This is a genomic window from Parabacteroides sp. PM6-13 (assembly GCF_029892605.1).
Taxonomy (GTDB): domain Bacteria; phylum Bacteroidota; class Bacteroidia; order Bacteroidales; family Tannerellaceae; genus QVMG01.
In genome coordinates this window covers 264,033-289,561 of sequence record NZ_JARXWF010000002.1, presented here as the reverse complement: position 1 = coordinate 289,561, position 25,529 = coordinate 264,033, and the positions used below count along the sequence as shown (strand labels likewise).

At 47.3% G+C, this 25,529-nt stretch carries 18 protein-coding genes; 14 read left to right on the top strand and 4 right to left on the bottom strand.

All coding sequences use genetic code 11. The features are described 5' to 3' along the window. Window positions 1–11: 11 nt before the first annotated feature. Both M2134_RS03210 and M2134_RS03205 read right to left on the bottom strand, forming a co-directional pair. Window positions 12–3,245, bottom strand: coding sequence for a TonB-dependent receptor (locus M2134_RS03210; RefSeq protein ID WP_280752478.1), 3,234 nt, complete (start codon window positions 3,243–3,245; stop codon window positions 12–14). A 1,235-nt stretch (window positions 3,246–4,480) separates the two neighbouring features. Then, a complete protein-coding gene (locus M2134_RS03205; protein ID WP_280752479.1) occupies window positions 4,481–4,951 on the bottom strand; it encodes a hypothetical protein in 471 nt (156 codons plus the stop codon). A 608-nt stretch (window positions 4,952–5,559) separates the two neighbouring features. On the opposite strand from M2134_RS03205, the gene M2134_RS03200 reads away from it, so the two are divergent. After that, a complete protein-coding gene (locus M2134_RS03200) occupies window positions 5,560–6,552 on the top strand; it encodes a sugar phosphate isomerase/epimerase family protein (RefSeq protein ID WP_280752480.1) in 993 nt (330 codons plus the stop codon). Between the two features lie 686 nt (window positions 6,553–7,238). Here M2134_RS03200 and M2134_RS03195 read toward each other — a convergent pair. Then, window positions 7,239–7,412, bottom strand: a complete 174-nt coding sequence (locus M2134_RS03195; RefSeq protein ID WP_280752522.1) for a hypothetical protein — start codon at window positions 7,410–7,412, stop codon at window positions 7,239–7,241. A 102-nt stretch (window positions 7,413–7,514) separates the two neighbouring features. On the opposite strand from M2134_RS03195, the gene M2134_RS03190 reads away from it, so the two are divergent. The 11 genes from M2134_RS03190 to der all read left to right on the top strand — a co-directional run bounded on the left by M2134_RS03190 (window position 7,515) and on the right by der (window position 21,018). Continuing rightward, window positions 7,515–8,678: a clostripain-related cysteine peptidase gene (locus tag M2134_RS03190; RefSeq protein WP_280752521.1), complete on the top strand. Its 1,164-nt coding sequence runs from the start codon at window positions 7,515–7,517 to the stop codon at window positions 8,676–8,678. A 1,717-nt stretch (window positions 8,679–10,395) separates the two neighbouring features. Then, window positions 10,396–13,971, top strand: coding sequence for a DUF6383 domain-containing protein (locus M2134_RS03185; RefSeq protein WP_280750169.1), 3,576 nt, complete (start codon window positions 10,396–10,398; stop codon window positions 13,969–13,971). 30 nt (window positions 13,972–14,001) lie between these two features. Continuing rightward, window positions 14,002–14,277 carry a hypothetical protein gene (locus M2134_RS03180; protein ID WP_280750170.1) on the top strand — a complete coding sequence of 92 codons (276 nt, stop codon included), beginning with the start codon at window positions 14,002–14,004 and terminating at the stop codon, window positions 14,275–14,277. A gap of 32 nt (window positions 14,278–14,309) precedes the next feature. Next, window positions 14,310–14,540: a hypothetical protein gene (locus M2134_RS03175; protein WP_280750171.1), complete on the top strand. Its 231-nt coding sequence runs from the start codon at window positions 14,310–14,312 to the stop codon at window positions 14,538–14,540. Between the two features lie 321 nt (window positions 14,541–14,861). Next, window positions 14,862–16,019: a HAMP domain-containing sensor histidine kinase gene (locus M2134_RS03170; protein WP_280750172.1), complete on the top strand. Its 1,158-nt coding sequence runs from the start codon at window positions 14,862–14,864 to the stop codon at window positions 16,017–16,019. Window positions 16,020–16,192: 173 nt separating this feature from the next. Further along, window positions 16,193–16,567, top strand: a complete 375-nt coding sequence (locus tag M2134_RS03165) for a four helix bundle protein (RefSeq protein WP_348525024.1) — start codon at window positions 16,193–16,195, stop codon at window positions 16,565–16,567. A gap of 175 nt (window positions 16,568–16,742) precedes the next feature. Next, on the top strand, window positions 16,743–17,309 hold the full coding sequence (locus M2134_RS03160) for a DUF177 domain-containing protein (protein ID WP_280750173.1): 567 nt from the start codon (window positions 16,743–16,745) through the stop codon (window positions 17,307–17,309). A gap of 21 nt (window positions 17,310–17,330) precedes the next feature. Beyond that, window positions 17,331–17,516, top strand: a complete 186-nt coding sequence (gene rpmF / locus M2134_RS03155) for a 50S ribosomal protein L32 (RefSeq protein WP_277465500.1) — start codon at window positions 17,331–17,333, stop codon at window positions 17,514–17,516. A gap of 185 nt (window positions 17,517–17,701) precedes the next feature. After that, the gene (locus M2134_RS03150; protein WP_280750174.1) at window positions 17,702–18,706 is read left to right on the top strand and encodes a beta-ketoacyl-ACP synthase III; all 1,005 of its coding nucleotides are present in this window, start codon (window positions 17,702–17,704) and stop codon (window positions 18,704–18,706) included. Continuing rightward, window positions 18,687–19,580, top strand: coding sequence for a GTPase Era (gene era, locus M2134_RS03145; protein ID WP_280750175.1), 894 nt, complete (start codon window positions 18,687–18,689; stop codon window positions 19,578–19,580). The genes M2134_RS03150 and era overlap by 20 nt, the downstream gene beginning before the upstream one ends. Before the next feature lie 124 nt (window positions 19,581–19,704). Then, entirely contained in the window at window positions 19,705–21,018 is a 1,314-nt protein-coding gene (gene der / locus M2134_RS03140) for a ribosome biogenesis GTPase Der (protein WP_280750176.1), read from the top strand. A 531-nt stretch (window positions 21,019–21,549) separates the two neighbouring features. Here der and M2134_RS03135 read toward each other — a convergent pair. After that, window positions 21,550–22,107 carry a DUF4833 domain-containing protein gene (locus M2134_RS03135; RefSeq protein ID WP_280750177.1) on the bottom strand — a complete coding sequence of 186 codons (558 nt, stop codon included), beginning with the start codon at window positions 22,105–22,107 and terminating at the stop codon, window positions 21,550–21,552. Between the two features lie 193 nt (window positions 22,108–22,300). On the opposite strand from M2134_RS03135, the gene M2134_RS03130 reads away from it, so the two are divergent. Both M2134_RS03130 and M2134_RS03125 read left to right on the top strand, forming a co-directional pair. Then, a complete protein-coding gene (locus M2134_RS03130) occupies window positions 22,301–24,154 on the top strand; it encodes a 2-oxoacid:acceptor oxidoreductase subunit alpha (protein ID WP_280750178.1) in 1,854 nt (617 codons plus the stop codon). Window positions 24,155–24,157: 3 nt separating this feature from the next. Continuing rightward, window positions 24,158–25,195 carry a 2-oxoacid:ferredoxin oxidoreductase subunit beta gene (locus M2134_RS03125; RefSeq protein WP_280750179.1) on the top strand — a complete coding sequence of 346 codons (1,038 nt, stop codon included), beginning with the start codon at window positions 24,158–24,160 and terminating at the stop codon, window positions 25,193–25,195. Window positions 25,196–25,529 lie beyond the last annotated feature (334 nt).

The following is a 25,529-nucleotide window of genomic DNA, read 5'->3' as shown; positions in this document are numbered from 1 at the left end:
TTATCTCTGTTTTAGAAGTTTAAGTTTAATCCAAAGGTGATCACGCGAGCAGGAACATAGGCATTGTAGTTTGTTCCGTTAAAAGACTGCTGTGGGTTCATCCCTTGCTTCTTGGTAAAGATAGCCAGGTTTTCACCCGCTACAGAAAGAGTCAAGCCATTAAGACCGATCGGTTTCAATACCTTGCGGGGAATCGCATAGCTCAGGGTCACATTTTTCACCACAAAATAGTCGGAGCTAATCAGCTGACGGCTGGATGTCGCATTGTTGTAAGTAGACAACGTGGTATTTATGGTAGGAATACCATTCGGATCAATACCGGTAGAGGCATCTTCGTGTTTCCAAGCCTTCAATACATCCACATGCAGAGCCGACGGAGAGGTGCCGAAACTCATCAACGAATTGTAGCTGTAGTCAATCATCTTACCGCCTACTTGGTAGGTAAATAATCCTGACAATTCAAAACCTTTGTAACGGAACGAGGTAGTGAATGAACCGAATAAATCGGGAATTGCCGATCCACTCCAGTCTTTCACGGCATAGGTGGTGTTATATACATATGGCTTTCCGTCTATTACGGTATAATCCGTTGTCAACTTCGATTTTCCTGCTGTTTCGGTGGTGGTACCCTCAACATAATACTTTTCATCATCCATGCGATAGAGTGAGCGACCATTGCTTTTATCGATACCTTCAAACTGATACATCCAGAAATCATAGATGCTATGTCCTTCAAAATATCTTTTTGTTCCGTTGATAGATCCTTTGCCTCCGTACTCTACTGGCAATTTTTTGATTTTGTTTTTTAATGTATTGATATTCACGCCAAGATTCCAGTTGAAATCTTTCGTTTTTACGATATCACCGTCGATACCAATTTCCCATCCTTTATTTACTAAGGTACCGAAGTTTTTGGTTACCGTTGGACGCTCTTTACCTGTGTTAACCGAACCCATAGAAGCGGGCAGGTTTACGTCAAACAACAGATTGGATGATCCTCTCTGGTAGTATTCAACCGAAAGATTTAGGCGTTTGAATAGATTGGTTTCCAACGCGAAGCTGGCAGAACGAGAAGTTTCCCAGGTAATATCTAAGGCTTCGTTTTGATATTTATAATAGGCACCATTACCCCCGTTCACAGTAGAGTTATACAGCCCCATCCAGGCATAATAATCCACAGAGGCTTCCTGACCTACTTCTCCATAACCAGCGCGGAGTTTCAAATAATCGATCCATTCAAACTGGCGGATAAAGGCTTCATTCGATGCAATCCAGCTACCTCCTAACGACCAGAAATTACCCCAACGGTGGTCTTTGTGGAAACGGGAAGAACCGTCACGACGGAAAGAACCCTCTACGAAATAGGTTTGATCGTAGTTATAAGCGGCACGCGAGAGGAAACCTTCTGTTTTATAACCCTCCTGGTAACCAAGGATAGAACTCATGGTGGCGAAATTGGATAATTCCATCATATTCGCAAATTTTTCACCTGTTTTATAGTTATAGTCGTAGTCATATTTGCGACTGAAACTTTCATGTCCAACCAAGACTTCCACAGAATGCTTTTCTTTGAAAGTTTGATGCCAGTTTACTAACTGTTGGAATACTACCGTCCGATAGCGGTGGTCTGTTTTCGACATACGTCCTCCGGATCCGGCACCATCCCCAATAATAGCGTTGTTATAGGTTTTGTTGCTGTAGTTTTTCATATTCATGTTTCCTTTTAACGTAACCGTAAAGTTATAAGGAAGCATAATATCTGCGTATGCCGTTCCATCGACGGTGGTACGGTATTTTTTGTCCTGATTCAATTCGGTTTCCCATACAATGTGACGGTTACTGTTCTGACCACGTCCGGATGATCCTGAGTCATATTGCTGATTGCCATAGAGATCCAATACATAAGCACCGGTAGCCGGATCATGCAGATGCACCGGATAAATAGGCGCCATATTACGGGCAAAATAGAACGGGTTGATATATGAATTGTTACTATCCGTATCCCCTGTCATGGAGTTATAATATTGGGTAGAGGCATTTATCGTAGATCCCATTTTCAACCAAGAGGTTGGTTTGACATCTACTTTCAGGTTGGCGGTCAGACGTTCACCCGATGATTTTTTCATAAAACCCTCTTCGTTCAGGTACCCCAACGACATATAATAGGCACCTTTTTTCGTGCCTCCGGAAGCATTGATACCATATTGGGAGCGATTTCCCGTACGCTCGATCGGGTCGTACCAGTCCAGGTCATCTTTGTATCCATCCAGGATCTCTGTGCCGGCAGCGATTTTACCATTGGCATCAAACAGATTATCCCAGCTCTTATTAAAGATATTGTAGTTTTCACCAACGCCGTTACGTACCACTTCTAACGCATCCGCGTTCGCGTCGGTATAGGTGTTGTATTTACCTTTGGTATCACCTGTATAAAGTGCGTTACGGTTTGATTCCCAATAGGCCTCCATATATTGTTTGGCATCCAGGCGCTTATAATCTTTCATCGCGCGCTGATACCAGCCCTGGCTGATATTTGCGTTGATGCGTATAGCCTCTTCCCCGATGCGACCGCTTTTGGTGGTTACCAAGATCACACCACTAGCCGCTTTATTTCCATAAAGAGCTGCCGAAGAGGCATCTTTCAATACGGTCAACGACTCGATATCGGCGGGGTTGATATCACTCATGCTTCCACCCATCGGCACTCCGTTTACTACATACAACGGAGCGTTACTGCCATTTACCGAGGTAAACCCACGAATACGAATCGTAGCTTCCGCTCCCGGTTCCCCATAGCTGTTGTTTACCTGTACCCCTAAGGCCTGTCCTTCGAGAGCTGCCGTGGCCGATGCGATCGGACGGCGTTCGATGGCCTCTGACTTCAGGTTAGATACCGCCCCGGTAATGGCCTCTTTACGTTGTTGGCCATACGCTACGACGATCACCTCATCGAGTGTTTTCGAGTCGGCAGCCATTACGATGCGCATAGAAGGCGATACCTTCAATTCCTGCGCCACCATACCTACATACGAAATTAAAAGAGTGGCGTTTTGCGCGGCTTGCAATTCGAACTTACCATCGTAGTCCGAAATGGTCCCTTGCGAGGTGCCTTTTACCTGGATGGTCGCACCGATCACCGGTTCACCCTCTTCATCCTGAATAGTTCCTGTTACTCGCACGGATTGAGCAACCACATACTGCATACTACACAAGAGCAGTAAAAAAAGAATCAATTTGTGTTTCATAAATAGCGTATTAAAAATGTAAAATTTACTTAATGAAATATTATTTACTCTCTCTTATCCTTCTTTCGTTTTCAAGCCTTACAACAAGGCTTTTCTATCATTTAGCTACTTTTTATCCCGTTTCTTTCCGTTTTTCGGGGGCGTTTAGCTACTCATCATCCCGTTTCTTTCCGTTTTTTTGTCTATAGTACATCAGATCAACATGTGACAAAGATATATAAATTTACATAAACGCATAATAAAATAACATAAAATTTCAAAAAAAACACATCCCCCCGCCCCGCCCACCCCACCTCCTCCCCCCGTCAGGGGGCGAAATTCGGGGGGAGGGAGGCAAGGTGCACTGAAATGAGTTAAATCCCGCAGGGATTTCCTATTCGTAACCCTCGGTTAGAGAGCGAAGCGAACGACCGGGGGTATTCCGCTAATAATAACTAACGAACCCGGAATGGGTTCAACCCGCTTCGGGGTTGCTTGTAGAGTAGGTCTTGTCTATCTGCCTACCACGGGTTTGCTTCGCTACACCCGCGGTTACGAATAGGAAATCCCTGTGGGATTTATATGAAAATCTTCCAATTTTGGAAAATGGGAAGGTGGGGATCGCGCTGCCAGCGCGAGATTATGCATAACCGTATGCAAGCGCAGCGCAGCTTACGGTATAGCGACTCCCTGTCAATCAAGCGCCGCAGGTGCGAGATCTGCCATAATCCCGCCCCATGCAGGGCTTTTTATATAGAGGATTCACTACCGTAAGCTGCGCTACGCTTGCATACGGTTATGTATTATCTCACGCCTGCGGCGTGCATCCCTGCAACCTTTCTCCTTTCTCCTTTCCTGAATCAAATCTTGGAAGATTTGATTCAAAAGTCCGGAAGGACTTAGACGTGGATAACCCCGTGCAAGCCGCCAGGCGCAGCTCGGGGGACGAGAGTATAATAAAAACGAGCTCCGTAGGGGCTCAACAGTTGACCTCCTACGGAGCTCATTATATAGATATTACTTCAACCCCGAGCTGCACCTACGGTTTGCACGGGGTTATCCAAGTTGAAGCCCTTTCGGGCTTTCTACCTTCCCATCCTCTCCCATTTGAGACCAGCAGCCTGAGGCAACTGGCTACAGAGCGGAGCAATCTATGATTGCTATCTGTGCCAACCTCCCCCTTTCTCCCTTCCCCCCTTTCTCCTTTCTCCTTTCTCCCTTCTCCCTTCTCCCTTCTCCTTTCTCCTTTCTCCTTACTAACCACCCACCTTCACCCACCGCATCAGTTCTGCCAATTCCGCTGTCGTGACGGGGCGGGTTTTGCGGTATTGCAGGAGGGTGCTGATTTTCCAGTCCCTGTGCCCGGTGAAGAGTAAGAGGCTAAAGGCCAGGACACGGCGGGTGAGCTTACGGGTCTTTTTAGGTTCCGCCAGGGCGAAGAACAGGAGCATCAGCCATTCGGCATCTTCGAGTGGGATCAACAACTCGCCCCAGCAGCTCTCCCGACGCAGGTGATCGAGGAAGCGTTGCAGATCCTCTTCAAGGAATCGGATCAGGAAAAGACGGTAGGCCGCGTTGCAGTCGCCCCATTCCGCCAGGGCCACGCGATAGACCAGGCGGATGGCTTCCTGCTGTTCGTCGGACGAGAGTGATTGCATGATTTGGTTGAATGATCTCACGGCGGGACGTTGGCCGCCAAATAGCTCTTTTAATTTTTCGTAGTACATAGGTTTGTTCTGGCGGGGCTTGGTTTGGTTCCCCTACCAGCCCCTATGCCCTCCGACGACAGACGAATATCCGTCACCGGTGGGCGCTACCAGGCGGCAAGAAGAGATTTGATAATGGCTCTCCCTGCTCGTAGCGCACACGGGGTCATCCGCTGATTACAGCTAATCAGCACGTTTCCCCTATCAAGAAATGAAATTAATAGCCCACCTCTCCCCATCCCTCCGGCGGCGGAACAGGTGCGACTGATCCCGACAGGCTCCTACCACGAGGAGCCTATCAGGCAGCTATAGCTGAATGTGTTATATTATATATAATGTATATAGATGAAAAAACTATCGTTTAGATTCCATCGGTTAAAATGTTTCTTCAGCATAGATTCCATTGGTTAAAAATCTTTAGTTAAGTGATGATTATCATTCGTTACCAGCAAATATAAGAAAAATTTCCTTAGATTTGTGAAAACCACTTCTGAGAGCTTCTAAAACGCAAAAGGAATATGAACAACTCTGCGTCTTTGTCTTTTGATATAATAAGTGGAAGAAAAAACTATTGGCTTATGAGTAGAAAGTACAATTCAAATATCAATTAACAATTAAAAATTAAACCCATGGCTCGTCCAGTTACCCTGTATTCCCTGCAATGGGGAGATCTCTCGTTAGAGACAGTATGTGAAAAAGCAAAAGAGTTTGGCTACGATGGTATCGAACTGGGACTTCCTGATCACCTGGATGTCCGCCAGACCGATCCCGCCTATTACCAAGGCATCCGCGATCTGTTGGCCCGCTACGGCATGCAGCTGCATTGCATCTCTACCCACCTGGTGGGGCAGGCCGTGTGCGACCGCATCGATGAGCGCCACAAAGGCATCCTGCCCGCTTATATCTGGGGCGATGGCGATCCCGAAGGCGTAAGCCGCCGTGCTGCCGAAGAACTGATCCGCACCGCCGAGGCTGCTAAGGCATTGGGCGTCGACACGGTGGTTGGCTTCACCGGTAGCCCTATCTGGCACCTGCTCTATTCCTTCCCGCCGGTGACCGAAGCGATGATCGAAGCCGGTTATCAGGAGTTTGCCCGTCGTTTTATCCCGATCCTCGATGCCTATCAGAAGCTGGGTGTTCGTTTCGCGCTTGAGGTGCATCCCACCGAGATCGCCTTCGATACCTTCTCGGCACGCCGCGCCCTGGAGGCAGTGGGCAACCATCCCGCCTTTGGTTTCAACTACGACCCCAGCCACCTGGGTTATCAGGGTGTCGATTATGTCGATTTCATCTACGAATTCCCCGATCGTATCTTCCATGTGCATATGAAAGATGCCTGGTGGAGCGATACGCCCCGTCAGGTCGGTGTCTTTGGTGGACATGTGCCCTTTGGCGATCCACGACGTTATTGGAACTTCCGCAGCGTAGGACGCGGCAAGGTCAACTTCGAAGAGATCATCCGTGCCCTCAACTCCATCGGCTACCAGGGTCCCCTCTCCATCGAATGGGAAGACTCCGCCATGGACCGCGAACATGGTGCCCGCGAATCATGCGCCTTCACCAAACAAATCGACTTCCAACCCTCCGCGCATGCCTTTGATGCGTTTTTTGCGAAGGAATAGGAATTATCAAAATGTAAGCAAAAAGCCCATTTTGCTTTACAATATGATACGTTAAAAAGTGTTACTCGCCCGACTAATTTTAAAAACCCCTACGTTTTTGAAAAAATAGTCGGGCGATTTTGACAAAATGTCACTTTGACTCTTTCCAATTTGAAAGTCCGGAAGGACTTAGATGCGGATAACCCCGTGCAAGCCGTTAAGGCGCAGCTCGGGGTTGATAGTGCCGTAGGAACGAGCTCCGTAGGGGCTCAACAGTTGACCTCCTACGGAGCTCATTATATAGACATACTTCTACCCCGCGCTGCACCTACGGTTTGCACGGGGTTATCCAGGTTGAAGCCCTTCCGGGCTTTCCCCATACCTTCCCCTTTTCTTCGATCCGAAGACCAGCAGCTTTTCCAATTTGAAAGTCCGGAAGGACTTAGATGCGGATAACCCCGTGCAAGCCGTTAAGGCGCAGCTCGGGGTTGATAGTGTCGTAGGAACGAGCTCCGTAGGGGCTCAACAGTTGACCTCCTACGGAGCTCATTATATAGACTTACTTCTACCCCGAGCTGCACCTACGGTTTGCACGGGGTTATCCAGGTTGAAGCCCTTCCGGGCTTTCCCCATACCTTCCCCTCTTCTTCGATCCGAAGACCAGCAGCCTGAGGCAACTGGCTACAGAGCAAGGCAATCTACGATTGCTATCTGTGCCAACCTCTCCCTTCTCCTTTCTCCCTTCTCCCTTCTCCTTTCTCCCCTTCTCCTTTCTCCTTTCTCCCTTTCTCCCTTCTCCTTTCTCCCTTCTCCTTTCTCCTTTCTCCTTTCTCCCTTTCTCCCTTCTCCTTTCTCCCTTCTCCTTTCTCCTTTCTCCTCACTAACCACTAACCATTAATCACTCCCTTCCCCCCCCTCTTAATCACAATTCGGAAATTATTTCGTACCTTTGCCCCCCTATATACATCTAATCCAACGATAAAATGAAACAGATCTATCATATACTCTCTCTCTTGGTTTTTCTTTCTCTCTCTTTCTCCTGTTGTAATATAGGTGATGAGGATGAATATGAGGTGACACCTACGCGTACATTATTAGTCTATATGGTCTCCAGTAACCTGGGTGGATCGATGCAGACGAATATCGAACATATGAAAGCGGTGGCCACCCAGAAAAATCTCAATAACAGCAATCTCATCGTCTTCTATTCCACCGCCTCAAGCGGCACCGCTTCCGGGCGTCTCTTCCGCATCAAAGAGGATAAAAAGGGGCAGATCATCGAAGAGGAGATACGTACCTATAGCGAAATATCTGCCATTTCACCGGACTTTATGCGTTCCCTGATACAGGATGTGATACGCGACTACCCGGCAAAAAGCTATGGCATGATCTTCTCGAGTCATGGCACCTCGTGGATGCCGAACGACTACAAAGACCTGCGCTCTTTTGGTGAGGAGAACGGGACACGCATGGAGGTCTACGACCTGGCGCGCGCCCTCCGCGGTTTCCATTTCGACTACCTCTCGTTCGATGCCTGTAGCATGGGGGGCGTGGAGTGTGCCTATGAACTCAAAGATGTAGCCGACTATATCGTTGCCTCGGCTTCGGAGATCCTCACCTATGGGTTTCCTTATAAAAATGTATTGCCCTATTACTTCACCAACGAGGCCGACCTGGCGGGCATCGCCCAAGGCTTCTACGATTTCTATACCACCTACGACTATCCCTATGGCAATATCGCGGTGATCAAGACCGCTGCCCTCGATGACCTGGCGGAGGTGATGGCAGAGATTGTGGCTGCGGCCGACAGGGAAGCGCTCTATGGCCTCTCGCTGCAGGGTGTGCAGGTGTTATCCCGTTTCTCGGGCGCGCGCACCTCACTCTATGACATCGAAGACCTGATGGCACGCCTGGTCGAAGAGGGGCTAGCTACCGAAGAGCAGAAGACACGCTTCGATGAAGCCCTGGCAGCCGTGGTCCAAACCAAACACTGCACCGACCAGGTGATCATCCAGGGACAAAACCGCCTCTCCGTCCGCACCTTCTCCGGACTCTCCATCTACCCCCTGCAAACCAACCTGCCCCAGCATAACGCCTGGTACCTCGAAAACCTCGCTTGGGCACAGGCGGTGTATGGAGGTGATTAATTTAATTATTAATTGATACACGCACATATGTACAGGCAGCATGCCTGCTGCCTCTCAATCATTTTGCACAATGGGCGATGATATTCAAATTTCCCAACCAAAAAGAGAGGCAGCAGGCATGCTGCCTCTACAAACAAACAACCATCGATAATCATTCCCGGATCCATATACCATACCATAAACAAAAAATGATTTCCGAATAATGGCTTTCAATTAATAATTAACCATTAACCATTAACGATTAACCCTTAAATTCCCCACGTTTTATGGGAAAAGGTACGATGGAATGGGGAAATATCGCCGGGAAATGGCGTTGATTATGTTTAATAGGATCCCCATCTCCCTATCAAACCCTTCGTGCGCCTTCGTGTCCCTTTGTGGTTAAAAACCGGAAAAGAACCAGGGGTATATACTATATAGTAAGAATTAACCACAAAGGGACACGAAGGCGCACAAAGGGGTAGGGAAATAGAGGGGATTTGAAGGAGAAAGGAGAAGGGAGAAGGGAGAAAGGGAGGGAGAAGATGTGAAGATGTGAAGATTGCGGGGATGCACGCCGTAGGCGTGAGATTATGCATAACCGTATGCAAGCGTAGCGCAGCTTACGGTAGTGAATCATCTATATAAAAAGCCCCGAATGGGGCGGGATTATGACAGATCTCGCACCTGCGGCGCTTGATTGCTAAGTAGTCGCTATACCGTAAGCTGCGCTACGCTTGCATACGGTTATGCATAATCTCGCGCTTGCAGCGCGATCCTCACCTTCACATCTTACAAAATCTGAAGATTTTATTTATATGACTGAAGGTCACAGCGGGCCTGAAGGGCCGAGTCCCAGAGGGACGAAGACTTAGCCCATGGGTAAGCAGGCCGAAGGTCTGCGCCACCCTGGGTATCAAGACAATACAATAAATCGAGTTCTGAAGGAACGATAGATATTATAATATGATAGAATATATGGTGATAAGGTTTGTGAATAGTGGATTTCTTCTTTCGTTCCTTCAGAACTCATTATTTATATACCCTCTAAACCCAGGGTGGCGCAGACCTTCAGCCTGCTTACCCGTGGGCTAAGTCTTCGTCCCGTTGGGACTCGGCCCTTCAGGCCCGCTGTGGCCTTCAGCCATGAATATATATCCCCACCTTCCCATCTTACCATATCTGAAGCCCAGCAGCCTGAGGCAACTGGCTACAGAGCGGAGCAATCTATGATTGCTATTCGTGTCACCCCCTCCCTTCTCCTTTCTCCTTTCTCCTCACTAACCACTAATCACTAACCACTCCCTTCTCCTTTCTCCTCACTAACCACTAATCACTAACCACTCCCTTCTCCTTTCTCCTCACTAACCACTAATCACTAACCACTCCCTTCTCCCTTCTCCCTTCTCCCTTCTCCCTTCTCCCCACTAACACCCGACTTAACCTTTTCCTTTCGCAATTCCGTCTAATGTGTATGGTTTCAGGGAGATATAGATTGGGAGGTGGGTTGGTGGAAAACAATACGCTTTTGGGTTTGTTGTCTAAACGGGGGTGTTTGTACAGGAAACCGATGTTTTCGGATAAGAAACCGCTTAAAAAGAGAAAAAAAAGCCAAGAAAGCGTTGCGGTTATGAAAACTATGGCTACTTTTGCTTTCTGAAACGTGGCATGTACTCTGTCCGGACGGCTCCGGTACCCCGCAAATCAACAGGGCAAAGAATACGGAAACACACTGAGAATGACAATTTTATTTAACTTTATAGTATTCATTTTAATTATTAAATTTATGAACAAAAGGTTTTTTACACTCTTGGTTGCGATGATCGCAACGATTAGTTTTGGAGCTTTTGCACAGATTTCGGCTGGAACAGCAACAGGAACTGTGAATGGCAAAGAATTCCTTCTGGAAACAGGCGCAGAAAATGCTAAAAGGTATCTGGCTGTACAGGATGGTAAATTAGTATCTCTTTCTTCTAATGAGTTGCAAGGGGCTACATTGGCTTCATTGAACTCAATGAAATGGAAAGTATCTGCAACAAAAGGTACTACAACTGGTGCGGTAGCTGTTTACAGCTTTACTAACGTAGCTACCGGTTTGGAACTGGCTCTTAACAAAAACAGAGCAGAAGGTTACAACCGCTCAGATGCGAATACTACTGGTATTCAGAATGAGTTGAATGGTGATATCAAAGTATGGAACCCTTCTGACAATGTGGTTACTGTAGCAAGCAGCTATTATTTCAACACAATCGAGAATGACTCTGTTATTTCATTGGTTGAAAAAACAGTTGATGGTGTTGTAACTGTCATTCCGAAGGCTTACAAAAACTTGGCAAAATTGGCAGAAGCTGCTGGTGTGGCTCCGGTTGATTTGGAAAAATTGAATGCGGCTGTGACTGCTTTGAATGCTGTGATTGATTTTAGTGACAGGACTTGGTATACTTATTATTGGGGCTTCTCTGATGATAATACAGCTGATTTTAATGCCCTTCTTCTTACAGCAAGAGAGAAATTAGCAGCGGCAGGGATCACTGTAGCTACTTCTGGGGATAATAACTTGAATGATGTAACTGGTAATAATAGTCAAAAATATTCAAGAGCAGGTGACCGTAAAAATGTATGTGGATATTATTACCTTCCTATCGTTAACGCCACAATCGCTGCATTGAATCCTTCAGTAACTACCAGCGAAGTACTTATCATCACTCCGAAAGTAGCAACAGGTAACATCGCTCTTTCTGCCAATGATATGAACACTTACTTAGGTAAGGTAGGTCAGATGAACAATGCTGGTAAAATTTTAGCTACAGCTAATAGCGAATTTGCCTTAAGCATCGCTAAGAAGATCACAACAGCTACTCCGCTGACCGGATTCTTCCAGGCTGAAGCTATTGGTGCTTCAGGTCCTGCTTACCAAGATGATATTAAAACTTGGATGCAGCTGAAAACGAAAAATGATAAAGGTGAAACTGTTTATTTGGTAGTTGATACAGTTGCTATTGGTGGTACTGGTCAGGCTTGGAATGATCGTCTGAGATTGACTGTAGACAAGGCTGGTAATGAAAAACGTCTTGCTGCTTCTTATAACTTCAGCTTCTATTATGATGCTGTAACTGGTAACATCTATGGTGTTTCTCAAGCATACAAGAATAATGGCACTACTTATACATGGCCTGCTAGCGACTATACTCAAGACAATGCGCTTAGAAGCAACAACGTAATCAGCTTGGCTGAATTAGGAGATGACAAAACATCTAACTATGTATCTGCTGTTACAGTAGGTAACGATACCTTATGGTTCAAACTGAATGCTGAAGCTACGTATACTCCGATTACATTGACTCCGGGTGCTTACTTGGTGAAGGTGGCCAAGTCTAATTATCCATACGCAGTGGGTAAATATTGGGCTACTAATCTTTGTGGTAACTGGGAGTATGTAACTTATGATCCGGCTGTTCAGGAATTGCAACATATGCCTTCTGCTCAGTGGATTATTGAATCGAAATCTGATAAGACAGCTAAATATACAAACCGTGAAAACGATTATATGTCTAGTCCTTATTTATCAACATTCGGTGTGAAAGATGCTGATGGTAAATTGGTAGCTAATCAATTCTTCTTCTTGGGTGGTGACACACTGGAGTTGATCCCTGTAACAGATGCTAAGAATAAGAAATTAGGTTACTTCTTCGATGAAGAACTTGATACTCGCATCGATTCTTATACCTTCCGCTTCCTGCATGCATTGGGTATGGATCTGCCGATCAATATGACAGAAGATAGCGTATTGGTAATCAATAAAGAAGACAAACCGCTTTATCTGCGTGTTGTTTCTGAAGGTACTCAAGTTTATGGCTGGAATCCTGATGATAAGAATGTATTGAAAGATAAGGTAGCTCGTTTGGAACGTGAAACTTATAAGATTGGTTTGTATGAAACAATCGATCGCGAAGGTACTCCGAAAGCTTGGGTGATCTATAATCATAACACAAACGTAAGCGACGATAAACGTTATGAAATTGTGGAAGCGGATAAATATTACGCCACTCCGTTCTACTTCAAAGAATACTATCATGCTGCTACCGGTAAAGAAGGTGCTGCAGAAGAATACTATGTATTAGTTGAAGCTTATGTTGAACACTACGGACGTGTAGCTGTTGACGAACGTACACTGGAGTTGGTTCATTCAAACCTTTGCAACACAACTGGTAATACTGTAGGTGTAGCTACTTTCAAGATTGCTAAAGACTCAGGTATCCTGTACCGTACAATTGCTATGGAAGAAGGAAAACGTGATACTAATATCCGTATCTTCCGTGCTAACGCAACAGAACCGGAACGTCTGTATGAAGATGCTAACAGCAAAAACTACTCAGAAGTAATCAATGGTAGCGACAAAACACGCACAAGCCAAATCAACTTCTTAGGAATTGAAGGCCGTGGTGATGCTTACGATAAAGAATCTGTATTGCAGGCTCGTTACGTACGTGGTACTATCAAACCGCAATATCTGTTGATGGTTGATTACGATGTAGTAGAAGGTGAAAAAGGTGAACTTTGCCCGATCTGTGCTGCACTGCCGGAAGCTGAACGTCCTGAAAAATGTATCCATGACAAACCGGGAACTGACGGTGCTATCACTGCTCGCGTAATGTATAGCTTCCTGGACTCTATGGGCAAATCTTTCAACGAAGTGAAGAAAGCTTACGAATGGGAAGGCTATGCACGCGTAGGATTTGTTGATGTTAAGTTCCTTGACAATGACAGCGTAATGTACTTGCCAGGTGTTAAAATTGACACTGAAAAAGATAAGAACAACAATTACAAATCAGGTGCTCGCGTTAAATTCAACGCAAAAGACGAAGTTGCTGAAGGTGCTCACGAAGATTACTTGTGGTCACTGCGTCTGACTGAAGAAGATGAAGATGGTGAATTCTTGATGGAATCATGGGGGGACTTGAACGTTGCTCCTACTTATGGGTATTTCATTAAGAAACAGAATGGTGTTCCTGTAATGAACTATACTGCTTTCAAAACTATTTATAACAGCCAAGCTGAAATCTTCGACCTGGAATACACTTCTGACAAGGCTACTTCTAACGAAGGTCCTGCTGCTGGTGACGTGAAAGTATATGGTGTAGCTGGTGCTGTAACTGTAACAGGTGCTGCTGGTGAAGCTGTAGTTATCACAGACGTACTGGGTAAAGTAATCGTTAACACCGTAATCAAATCTGACGCTGCTACATTCTCTGCTCCTGCTGGTGTTGCTATCGTGAAGGTAGCTGGCGAAGCTCAGAAGGTATTGGTTAAGTAATCCTGATAATGGATAAATGATAATGGATAATTGATATACGTCATTATTCAGCAATCATTTCAGATACAAAAAAAGAAGCGCTCCCTTTGGGGGGCGCTTTTTTTGTTATGGGATATGGATCCGGGCATGATTATCGATGGTTGGTTTTTTGTAGAGGCAGCATGCCTGCTGCCTCCCAATCAGAGGCAGCAAGCCTTTTTTGTTATGGGGAAGCGGAAAGGAGAAAGGATAAAGGATAAAGGAGCGTTTTCAGATTTGGGAAGATTAGGACTTCGTGGTTTCAAAAAAAATGCTATATTTGTATAAGGTAGGATTGTAAAAGATTAACGTGTTACATTATGAGCACATTTGCTATACATACAAAGCGGGCGGAGTTAATTCGCCAGATTCGGCAAGAGACAGACGAAACGGTTTTAGATAGGTTGATAGCTTGTCTAAAAAAAGAATCGAATGCCCCTTGTCAAATGACTCCAAAAGAGTTAGAAGAGTCTGTGGATAGAGCCATCCAGCAGTATCGGAATGGTCAAACGATCACACACGAAGAATTTCTTAAAAAATATCAGGAATGAATAATTGATATAGGTCATTATTCAGCAATCATTTAGATGAAGAACAGAAGCGCTCCCGAAAAGGAGCGTTTTTTTTGGTATGGGGGAGGGGTTATCGATGGAAGAGGCAGCAGGCATGCTGCCTGTACATGTGCGTGTTTGTAGAGGCAGCATGCCTGCTGCCTCTCTTTCTTTTTGATTGGGAAATTTGAATATCATCGCCCATTGTGCAAAATAATTGGGAGGCAGCAGGCATGCTGCCTCTACGGGGGGGACATGTGTGCATATCAATTCATCATTCATCATTCATCATTCATCATTTAAAAATTCTATCTTTGGCGTATGGCAACAATATCGGATACCGGGCAGCGGTTGAAATATGTATTTATCCTGGTCGCGATGGTGATCGCGGGGGCGTCGTTGGTGTTTTCCAATATGCTGACCAAGCAGTTGGCGGGTGAGGAGCGTGAGAAGATGGAGATCTTCGCCGAGGCGCAGCGGTCGATGCTGAAGGAGCAGAATCTGTTGGAGACGGATATGTCGCTCTACCTGCGTATCGTCGAGGGGAACCGGACCATACCGGTGATTCTCTGTCGCGCGGATGATAGTATCCTCTATTATAAGAATATCGACGAGCCGGAGGAGGAGCCGGAGTTGTTCCTGCAAGAGAAGCTGGCGGTGTTGAAGACCAAGAACCCGCCGATCGCCATGGAGGTGGACGAGGAGACGGTGCATTACCTCTATTATGATGACTCGGTGATATTGAAACGGCTGAGTATCTACCCTTACGTACAATTGGCGGTGGTCTTTATCTTTATCCTGATCTCTTTCCTGGCGCTGGCGAGTACCAAGCGGGCGGAACAGAACCGGGTGTGGGTAGGTCTCTCGAAAGAGACGGCGCATCAGCTTGGTACACCTATCTCGTCGCTTATGGCCTGGGTGGAATACCTGAAGATGAAAGAGATCGATCCGTCGCTCCTGGCTGAGATGCAGAAGGATGTGTCGCGCCTGGAGATGGTGGCCGACCGCTTCTCGAAGATCGGCTCGCGTCCGGACCCGACACCGGTGAACCTGGTGGATTCGGTGCGTAACGCGGTGAGCTACCTGGAGACGCGTATCTCGGCGAAGGTGCGTATCACGATGGAGATGCCCGACCATCCCGTGCGGGTGAAGATTAATGACTCGCTCTTCTCCTGGGTGATGGAGAATCTGATCAAGAACGCGGTGGATGCCATGAGTGGGCAAGGGGATATCCTGATCCGGATGGAAGAGGGACAGAAGGAGGTGCGCATTGATGTAACCGATAGTGGGAAGGGAATACCTAAGTCGCGTTTTAAGACCGTTTTTAGCCCCGGATACACCACGAAGGCACGTGGCTGGGGGTTGGGTCTCTCGCTAGTGAAACGCATCGTAGAATCCTACCACAATGGCAAGATATACGTCAAGAGTAGCGAGGTGGGACGGGGGACGACGTTCCGTATTGAATTACCGAAGAGGTAATTCAATACGAATTATGAATTATGAATTATGAATCGAAGATCGCTTAGCCGCAGGCGCAGAGCAATTATGAATCGAAGATCGCTTAGCCGCAGGCGCAGAGCAATTATGAATCGAAGATCGGAATCGAAGATCGCTTAGCCGCAGGCGCAGAGCAATTATGAAAAACTTTAACTATGAAGAATATGAAAGAGAATGTTGTACGGGAAAAGAGTTTTGCATTCGCGTTGCGGATAGTGAAATTGTTTAAGTATTTGACAGAGGAGAAGAAGGAGTATATACTGTCGAAGCAGTTAATACGTTCGGGAACGGCCATTGGCGCATTGCAGAGTGAAAGTGAAAATGCGGAAAGCGAAGCGGATTTCATTCATAAGTTGGCCATCGCGCAAAAGGAATGTAACGAAACCTTGTATTGGCTGAAGTTGCTGTATTATTCCGACTACCTGGATGAAACCGCCTTCCAAAGTATATATTATGACGCGGAAGAATTGAAACGTATCATAACAGCCATTGTTAGGACTACAAAAGAGAGAGGTAAAAAGGGTAAATAGGGCTGATTCTTTAGGGTAAATAGAACTTTTGGAGAGAGGCCAATCCTTTGATATCAAGCTTCGCTATTAGGAGAACCTCATAATTCATAATTCATAATTCATAATTTATGACTCCTATTTGCCAAAGTGATTTATTTTTTTCCTACCTTTGCAAGGTTTTTTACATAAAGCGGTTTTGGGAAAGTTTGATTCATATAAGATTGATCTAAAGAATTTACCTCAGGGGGTGCATGAATACAGGTATCTGCTGGATAATATGTTCTTTGTGAATATCGATGGCGATGAGGTGCAGAAGGGGAAGGTGGATGTTGTCCTGACCTTGAAGCGTACCTCGGTGGCTTTTGAAATGGACTTTGAACTAAGCGGGACAGTGATGGTTCCCTGCGACCGTTGTTTAGACGATATGGAGCTGCCGGTGGAGACAAAGAGTCGCCTGGTGGTGAAGTTCGGTAAGGAATATGCGGAAGAGAGCGACGAGATCGTCGTGATCCCGGAGGAAGAAGGGGCGATCAACCTGGCCTGGTTCCTCTATGAGTTTGTGGCCTTGGCCATTCCCATGAAGCATGTTCACGCACCGGGCAAATGTAATAAGAGTATGTCGTCGAAATTGAAAAAGCATACGGCAAGCAGTTCGGACGAAGAGGAGGATGACGTGGTCGACACGGATAACTCGTTGGATGAAGGACAGGCTGACGCGACCGATCCGCGCTGGGATGCTTTGAAAGGTTTACTGGAAGATTAATAATAATTAAATACAACTAAAATGGCACATCCTAAAAGAAGACAAGGCTCAGCTAGACAAGGAAAGCGCAGATCGCACGACAAGGCGGTAGCTCCCACCATGGCCATCTGCCCAAACTGCGGCGCATGGCATATTTATCACACCGTATGTGGTGAATGCGGCTATTACAGAGGTAAATTAGCTATCGAGAAAGAAGCAGCGCTTTAAGAGAGAGCGTTCCTTAAGGTAAGAGAGGCACGGAGGGTCTTGGGAATGATTAATTGTTACATTGTTTAATGATTAATTATGAAGAAGAAGAGCCTTCGTGCTTCATTTATTTTAAGGGGTTGAAGGTGCTGAAGCCCGGTGCAAAAGAAAACCTCAAAAACTAAGTCATAAAACAAAGTAGATATATGGAGAGATTGAATGCGGTTATTACAGGTATAGGAGGCTATGTTCCCGAAGAGCGGTTGACGAACGCGGACATCGAGAAATTGGTAGAGACCTCCGATGAGTGGATCACCACCCGTGTGGGAATCAAAGAGCGCCGTATCCTGCGTGGAGAGGGGCTGGGACTATCCTATATGGGTATTCGCGCTGTCAACCAACTGTTGGAGAAGACGGGGGTAGATCCGAAAGAGGTGGATGTGGTGTTTTGCGCTACGACCACGCCGGACTTTGGTTTCCCGACCACCGCGTCGATTGTGGCGTATGAGACCGGCTGTGTGAACGCGCTTACTTTTGATATGCAAGCGGCCTGTTCCGGTTTTATCTATGGACTGGAGACAGCTGCCAATTATATACGCTCGGGACAATATAAGAAGGTGATCCTGGTTTCGGGCGATAAGATGACGGCGATCACCGACTACAGCGACCGCAACACGGCACCCTTGTTTGGCGACGGATGTGCGGCGGTCATGCTGGAACCGACTACGGAGGCGATCGGGCTGATGGATAGTATCCTGCGCACCGACGGAAGCGGCCGTGAGTACCTCTATATGAAAGGGGGCGGCTCGGCTTATCCCTCTTCGCATGAGACGGTGGATAAGAAGATGCACTCGGTGTATCAGGATGGGAAGTATGTGTTTAAGCACGCGGTGACCTATATGGCGGATGTGGCGGCAGAGATCGTGGCACGCAATGGGTTGACCAATGAAGATATACATTGGGTAGTGCCTCACCAGGCGAATAAACGGATCATCGACGCGGCAGCACGCCGTCTGGGGGTGACCGATGAGCAGGTGATGGTGAATATCCAACAATATGGCAATACAAGCGCCGGTTCGATCCCTCTCTGCCTGTGGGAATGGGAAGAGAAGTTGAAGAAAGGGGATAATATGATCCTGGCGGCTTTTGGTGCCGGTTTCACCTATGGCGCGGTTTACCTGAAATGGGGCTATGACGGAAAAAAAGCATAAATCGGGATTTGTTAATATTGTCGGGAATCCCAATGTGGGGAAGTCGACGCTGATGAACCGGTTGGTAGGGGAACGCATCTCTATCATCACCTCGAAGGCGCAGACGACTCGCCACCGCATTATGGGGATTGTGAACACCGAGGATATGCAAATCGTTTACTCGGATACACCGGGGGTGTTGCAACCCAATTATAAGTTGCAGCAGTCGATGCTTAACTTCTCGCAATCGGCTCTGGGCGATGCGGATGTTTTATTGTATGTGACCGATGTGGTGGAGACGATCGATAAGAACGAGGCGTTTCTGGAACGGGTGCAGAAGGTGGACTGTCCGGTGTTGTTGTTGATCAATAAGATCGACCTGACGACGCAGGAGAAGCTTGAAGAATTGGTGGCCAATTGGAAAGAGTTGTTGCCTAAGGCGGAGATATTGCCGCTGTCGGCTCTCTCGAATTTCAATATCGAATATATACGCAAACGGGTGGAAGAGCTGATGCCTGAGTCGCCTCCTTACTTTGAGAAGGACGCGCTGACGGATAAGCCGGCTCGCTTTTTTGTGACGGAGATAATACGGGAGAAGATCCTGCTTTATTATCAGAAGGAGATTCCTTATGCAGTGGAAGTGATCGTGGAGCTGTTTAAGGAGGACGAGAAGATGATACATATCAAGGCGTTGATCGTGGTGGAACGCGATTCGCAGAAGGGCATTATCATCGGGCATAAAGGTGCTGCCTTGAAGAAGGTGGGGCAGATGGCCCGGAAGGATATCGAACGGTTCTTTGACAAGAAGGTCTTTTTGGAGATGTTTGTCAAAGTAGAAAAAGACTGGCGTAACAGGGATAATCTGTTGCGTTCGTATGGATACACGATGGAATAGGTAGGAATTATGAATTATAAATTATGAATTATGAACTCGATCAGGGCATAACTCATAATTGCTTTGCGCTGCGCTAAGCGATCTTCTATTCATAATTCATAATTCATAATTCATAATTATAAAAATGAGTAATATAGTTGCAATCGTAGGTCGCCCGAATGTGGGGAAATCAACCTTGTTTAATCGGTTGACGAAGACGCGTCAGGCGATCGTGAACGAAGAGGCGGGAACGACCCGTGACCGCCAGTATGGTATGGTGGAGTGGACGGGACGTGAGTTCTCGTTGATCGACACCGGCGGTTGGGTGGTTAATTCCGAAGATGTTTTTGAGGAAGAGATCAACAAACAGGTACAGATAGCTATTGAAGAGGCGGATGTGATCCTCTTCGTGGTCGATATATTGAACGGGATAACCGACCTGGATGATAAGGTCGCCTCTATCCTTCGCCGTTCTAAAAAGCGGATCATTGTGGTGGCCAATAAGGCGGATACCTTTGAGCGGCATCCCTATGCGGCTGAGTTCTATTCGTTCGGACTGGGCGATCCCTTCTGTGTGTCGGCGGTGAATGGCTCGAACACGGGTGATTTGTTGGATAAGATCATCGAACTCTTGCCGGAGAAGAAAGAGGAGGAGCTGGAGGATAACCTGCCGCGTATTGCGATCGTAGGACGTCCGAATGCCGGGAAGTCATCGCTTATCAACGCTTTTATCGGCGAGGAGCGTCATATCGTGACCGATATAGCCGGTACGACCCGCGATTCTATTTATACGAAATATGATAAGTTCGGCTTGAACTTTTACCTGGTCGATACGGCGGGTATCCGGAAAAAGGGGAAGGTGAATGAAGATATCGAATACTACTCGGTGATACGCTCTATCCGGGCGATCGAGAGTTCGGATGTCTGCCTGTTGATGATCGACGCGGTGCGCGGTGTGGAGAGCCAGGACTTGAATATCTTCTCCCTGATTCAGAAGAATAAAAAGGGCTTGGTGGTCTGCGTGAATAAATGGGACCTGATAGACGATAAGAGCCAGAAGGCGATCACCCATTATATCAATACGATTAAGGAGCGTTTTGCGCCTTTTACGGACTTCCCGATACTCTTTATCTCGGCGTTGACCAAACAGCGTATCCTGAAGGTGTTGGAGACGGCGAAAGCGGTGTATGACAACCGGAACAAACGTGTCTCTACCGCTAAGCTGAATGAGGTGATGCTGCCTATTATCGAGCAGACGCCGCCTCCAGCCAATAAAGGGAAATACATCAAGATCAAATACATCACCCAGCTGCCGGCCGGACAGGTACCAACCTTTGTCTTTTTCTGTAACCTGCCCCAATGGATCAAAGATCCCTACCGTCGCTTCCTGGAGAATAAGATCCGCGCCAACTGGGACTTCTCAGGGACACCGATTAATGTGTTTATTCGGGAGAAGTGATAGTGGGGGTGGTTTAATATGATTTTTGGTGGAGGGAGATTTTCGAAAGGGAGAAAGGGAGAAAGGAGAAGGGAGAAAGGGGCGTCTTCCAATATTCTGTAAACCTTGCACCTTCAAATTTAGGGAAGATGTGAAGGTGCTAAAGTCCGGAAGGACTTAGATGTGGATAACCCCGTGCAAGCCGCTAAGGCGCAGCTCGGGGGACGAGAGCATGATAAAAAACGAGCTCCGTAGGGGCTCAATAGTTGACCTCCTACGGAGCTCATGATATATATATTACGTCAACCTCGAGCTGCACCTACGGTTTGCACGGGGTTATCCAGGTTGAAGCCCTTCCGGGCTTTCTAAAAACCTTCCCCTTTCCTCCTATTTGAAGACCAGCAGCCTGAGGCAACTGGCTACAGAGCGGGGCAATCTATGATTGCTATCTGTGCCAACCTCTCCCTTTCCCCCTCACTCCCTTCTCCTTTCTCCCTTTCTCCTTTCTCCTTTCTCCCTTCTCCCTTCTCCCTTCTCCTTCCTTACGCTTCGCTAATCATTCGTAGCTACCCTCTCTGTGAGCTGCTCGCCTGTTTCCCTGTCTTTTCCGTGTAGTTCGACATATTCCACTTGTAATGAGTTGTTGGGGTTTGCCTGTACGTAGAGAGATTGTAGGATGGCTTGTCGGTTGTTGATTTGAATCAGGCAGACATATTGGTCGTGTTCCTTTCGGATGGTCAATACGCGTCCTGGATAGGCGGTGAGGGTGACCTCGGCACTTTCGTTATCCGAGGTGATCAGTTTATAGCCATAGGCCATACGCCGTTGAATGGCAGTCAGCCCTTTTCGCTTTCCGGGTGTTTTCTCCCGGTCTATCCAATAGACCTCCAGCGGGTTTTTTGTGTCAAACTTGCCATCTGTCAGACGCACGTCGTAGCATACCAGGTTTTTGTTCTTACTGCGTTCTATGTGGAAAAGACGGTTGTCGGTTGGGTAGAAATTGTCCTGTCCCTTGAGATTCAATGGGAGAAAAACCAGTACGCTCAATAGCCATACAAAGAGCCGTTGGCGGGATAGAAAAGGGCGAAAACTTATTTTATTCTTTATCATATCATGCTGTTGTTGATTCTCTTATCAGTATAACAGATAAAACGCTCTTTTTGATCACACAAAAATCGGAAATTGATCCAAAAAAGATAGTTTTGGAATAGCCGTCCGTTTAATTTATTAAGTACCTTTGCTTCGTTTTGGTTCTTTTATACGATGAAACAAACTTAAATATCAAAACGAAAACAAAGTAATTATGGCAGAACAAACGAAAGTGACAACTGTGGACAAAGTTGTTGTCCGTTTTTCGGGAGACTCGGGGGACGGTATGCAGTTAACTGGTACTATCTTTTCCAACCTGTCGGCGATATTCGGGAATGAGATCTCTACCTTTCCTGATTTTCCGGCGGAGATCCGTGCTCCCCAAGGCTCGTTGAGTGGTGTATCGGGGTATCAGGTGCACCTGGGATCGCGCAAAGTATTTACTCCGGGCGACAAGGCGGATGTGCTGGTGGCGATGAACCCGGCGGCCTTGAAGGTGAATGTGAAATTCCTGAAGCCGGATTCCATTGTGATTATCGACACCGATTCGTTCCAAAAGAACGATTTGGACAAAGCGTTGTTTACGACCGACGACCCTTTCGCGGAGTTGGGATTGACGACAGTGCAGGTCGTAGCGGCCCCTATCTCCTCGATGGTCAAAGAGGGGTTGAAAGAGTTCGGACTGGACAATAAATCGGCTGTTCGCAGCAAGAATATGTTTGCCCTGGGGCTGGTGTGCTGGTTGTTTGAACGTCCGTTGGATGGTGCTATGCACATGCTGGAAAACAAATTCTCTAAAAAGCCGACTATCGCGCAGGCCAATGTGAAAGCGCTTGTCGACGGTTATAATTACGGAAATAATATTCATGCCCGCGTTTCTACCTATCGCATCGAAGCGATGCAGTGTGAACCGGGATTCTATACCGATATCAACGGTAACAAAGCGACCTCTTACGGATTGATCGCGGCTGCCGAGAAGGCGGGCTTGAAGCTCTTCCTGGGAAGCTATCCGATCACGCCGGCTACCGATATCCTGCAGGAGCTCTCTGCCCGCAAGGAGTTAGGTGTGAAAGGATTGCAGTTTGAAGACGAGATTGCCGGTATCTGTACGGCCATCGGTGCCAGCTTTGCCGGTGCCCTGGCGGCTACCTCTACCTCCGGCCCGGGCTTGGCTTTGAAGAGCGAAGCGATCGGTTTGGCGGTGATTGCCGAGATACCCTTGGTGGTGGTCGATGTGCAACGTGGTGGCCCTTCTACCGGATTGCCTACCAAGAGCGAACAGACCGACCTGATGCAGGCACTTTACGGACGTAACGGGGAAAGCCCGGTGGTGGTGATTGCCGCCTCTACGCCTACCGACTGTTTCGACGCGGCCTTCTGGTCGGCCAAACTGGCGGTGGAACATATGACTCCGGTGATCTTACTTACCGATTCTTATATTGCCAACGGTTCGTCGGCCTGGCGTTTGCCTGATCTGGAAAACTATCCGGAGATCAAACCTCCCTACGTGGATCAATACGACGGGGAACGTCCCTGGAAGCCTTACCGTAGGAATCCGGAGAACCTGGTGCGCTACTGGGCTGTGCCGGGCACACCGGATCACGCGCACCGCATCGGTGGATTAGAAAAAGACTATGACAACAGTGCGATCTCGACCGACCCGATCAACCACCAGAAGATGGTGGAAACGCGTCAGGCGAAGATCGATAAGATTGCCGATTATATACCCGAGCTGGAAGTGATTGGCGATGCGGATGCCGATTTATTGATCGTGGGCTGGGGTGGCACCTATGGACACCTCTACGAAGCGATGGAGACCATGCAGGAACAGGGCAAGAAGGTGGCTTTGGCTCACTTTAAGTTTATCAGCCCGCTGCCGAAGAATACCGAAGAGGTATTGAAAAAATACAAAAAGGTGGTGGTGACTGAACAGAACAAAGGACAGTTTGCCAACTACCTGCGCAGCAAAATCGCGGGATTCAATCCGTATAAGTTTAACCGCGTGAAAGGACAGCCATTCGTCGTAAGCCGTTTGGTAGAGGAATTCACAAAAATACTGGAGGCATAAGACATGGAAGAAATGATCAAATTTCAGGCAAAAGATTATAAGAGTGATCAACATGTGCGTTGGTGCCCGGGTTGTGGCGACCATGCCGTATTGAATTGTATTCACAAAGCAATGGCGCAGATTGGTGTCGACCCGAAAGATATCGCGGTTATTTCCGGTATCGGTTGTTCGTCTCGTCTGCCCTATTATATGAATTCGTATGGCTTCCATACGATCCACGGCCGTGCGGCGGCGATCGCCACCGGCGTAAAAACAGCCCGTCCCGACCTGAGTGTATGGGTGATGACAGGCGATGGCGACTGTCTGGCGATTGGTGGTAACCACTTTATCCATGCCGTGCGTCGTAATGTGGATCTCAATATTGCGCTGTTCAACAATAAGATCTACGGATTGACCAAAGGGCAGTATTCGCCTACATCGGATCGCGGTAAGGTGAGCAAGAGCTCTCCGTACGGAACGGTGGAAGATCCGTTTATCCCGGCTGAACTGGCTTTGGGTGCACGCGGCACCTTCTTTGCCCGTACGATCGACGTAGACCTGAAGAATACGACCGATGTGATGGAAGCGGCAGCGCGCCACAAAGGGGCTTCCGTGGTGGAGGTTCTGGTGAACTGCGTGATCTTCAACGATGGTATCCACAAGCAGATCACCGATAAGGAGAATCGTCCGGAACGGACCATCTTCCTGCGCCATGGCGAAAAGATGCTGTTTGGCAAAGAGAATGAAAAAGGAATCGTATTAGATGGATTGAAACTGAAGGCAGTGACCATTGGCGAAGGCGGATATACGCTGGAGGATGTATTGGTGCACGATGCTTACGAAGAGGATCCGACCCTGCATATGATGCTGGGCATGATGGGCGGCGATATGCCGGTGGCCTTAGGCGTTATCCGCGACGTGAAAGCGCCGGTGTACGACGAAGAGGTAGAAAAACAGATTGCCGACGTACAGGCTAAAAACCCGACACGCACCCTGAAGGAGCTCCTGATGCAAGGAGAGGTGTGGGAGGTGAAAGCTCGCCCGTGCGGATGTGAAGATTGATCATTGACGGAAAGTGTCCTCATATAGATTCAGGATCTTCCAATTTTGGAATATTTGAGGGAGAAAGGAGAAGGGAGAAAGGGGTCTCTTCTGATTTGCTAAGATGTGAAGGTTTGTAGAAATACCTATCTTGGCTCCCCTTCTTTTCTAAGAAGGGGAACTTTTGGATAGGTATTTCGGTATTCCTTGCACCTTCAGATTTAGTAAGATGGGAAGGTGTGCAAGTTGCACTGAAATGAGTTAAATCCCGCAGGGATTTCCTATTCGTAACCCTCGGTAAGAGAGCGAAGCGAACGACCGGGGGTATTCCGCTAATAATAACTAACGAACCCGG